At 61.1% G+C, this 2,046-nt stretch carries 2 protein-coding genes; both read left to right on the forward strand.

Features of this window, described 5'->3' with window-relative positions:
- A partial coding sequence (locus tag EN984_RS32460; protein ID WP_164765824.1) for a glutamine synthetase family protein occupies window positions 1-1,300 on the forward strand: 1,300 nt, incomplete at its 5' end.
- 125 nt (window positions 1,301-1,425) lie between these two features.
- On the forward strand, window positions 1,426-2,046 hold a 621-nt coding region (locus EN984_RS32465; RefSeq protein ID WP_127384254.1), incomplete at its 3' end, for an aldehyde dehydrogenase family protein.

A 2,046-nucleotide genomic window follows, 5' to 3' on the forward strand; every position in this document is an offset into this window, starting at 1 on the left:
CTGCAGCGTCGACATGCAGGGACGGCTGGCGGGAAAACGCTTCCTGGCGCAGTACTTCGTCGATTCCGCGCATGACGAAACGCATGGCTGCAACTATCTGCTGGCCGCCGACATCGATATGGAGCCGGTGCCGGGCTATAAGGCGGCGAGCTGGTCGAAGGGCTATGGCGACTTCGTCATGAAGCCGGATCTGGCCACGCTGCGGCGCATTCCCTGGCTGGAAAAGACCGCACTCGTGATCTGCGACGTGCTCGACCACCACACCCATGATGACCTGCCACATTCGCCGCGCGCCATCTTGAAGAAGCAGGTCAAGCGGCTGACGGAGCGCGGCTATATAGGCTATTTTGCTTCCGAGCTTGAATTCTATCTGTTCAACGAGACATACGATTCCGCCCGCAAGAAGCACTGGCAAGGTCTCGATACCGCATCGCCCTATATCGGCGACTACCAGATCGGTATCACCACCAAGGAAGAGGGCGTCATGCGCCGGCTTCGCAACGAGATGGAAGCGGCCGGCATTCCGATCGAGAATTCCAAGGGCGAGTGGGGTCCGGGTCAGGAAGAGATCAATGTGCGCTACGCCGAGGCGCTCGACATGGCCGACCGTCACGTCATCCTCAAGAACGGCGCCAAGGAAATCGCGGAGTCCGAGGGCAAGGCGATTTCGTTCATGTCCAAATACAATTACGGGCTCGCCGGCAATTCCAGCCACATCCACAATTCGCTGTGGAGCGCCGACGGCAAGACGCCGTTGTTCTTCGATAAGGCGGCCGACTGGACGCTGTCGACGCTTGGCCAGCAATGGGCCGCCGGCCAGCTCAAATACGCCAAGGAATTCACCTGGTTCCTGGCGCCCTACATCAACTCCTACAAGCGCTTCCAGGCCGGCACCTTCGCGCCGACCAAGATCATGTGGAGCGAGGACAACCGTACCGCCGGCTTCCGCCTGTGCGGCGAGGGCACCAAGGGCATCCGCATGGAATGCCGCATCGGCGGCGCCGATCTGAACCCGTATCTTGCGTTCGCAGCGCTGATCGCCGCCGGCCTTGCCGGCATCGACGAGAAGCTGGAATTGCAGAAGCCGTTCGTCGGCGATGCCTATCAGGCATCGCGCCTGCCGGAGATTCCGAAGACGCTGCGCGATGCCACCGAGACGCTTGCGAAGTCGAAGATGCTCAAGCAGGCGCTCGGCGAGGATGTGCTCGAACATTATGTCCACACCGCAAAGTGGGAGCAGCTTGAATACGACCGCCGCATCACGGATTGGGAACTGCACAGAGGGTTCGAGCGGTACTAGGTATCGACGGTTCGTCGGCGCCCCTTCACTCTTACCCTCTCCCCGTGGGGGAGAGGGTGCCGGCAGGCAGATGAGGGGCAGTGCCAGGCCATACGATTTTGTTGTAGAATACGAGGACTTACAAAATGACCGAGACGGTCAAACTCATATCCCCCATCGACGGTTCGATCTATGCCGAGCGACCGATCGCGACCGACCAGGCGATCAATGCAGCGGTGGAACGCGCCAAGGCGGCGCAAGAGAAATGGGCTGAGACGCCGATCGTCGAGCGCGGCAAGTACATGCTCGCCATGCTGGAAGCGCTGGTCGCGATATCAGACGAGATCGTGCCGGAGATCGCCTGGCAGATGGGGCGGCCCGTACGCTACGGCGGCGAGTTCGGCGGCGTCAGGGAACGCACCACCTATATGGTCGAGATCGCCGAGCAGGCGCTCAAGTCGGTGCCTGCCTCCAACCCGAAGGACGGCTTCCGCCGTTATGTGAAGAAGGACCCGCTCGGCGTGGTCATGGTGATCGCGCCGTGGAATTATCCCTATCTCACCGCCGTCAACACCATCGTGCCGGCGCTGATGGCCGGCAACACCGTCATCCTCAAGCATGCGGCGCAGACGCTGCTGGTCGGCGAGCGCTTTCAGCAGGCGTTCGACAAGATCGGCCTGCCCAAGGGCGTGTTCCAGAATGTCGTGCTCAATCACGCCCAGACCGAAAGGCTGCTCGGCTCGGGAAAGATCGACCATGTCAATTTC

Origin of the sequence: Mesorhizobium sp. M7A.F.Ca.CA.004.12.1.1 (genome assembly GCF_003997835.1) — a bacterium.
Taxonomy (GTDB): domain Bacteria; phylum Pseudomonadota; class Alphaproteobacteria; order Rhizobiales; family Rhizobiaceae; genus Mesorhizobium.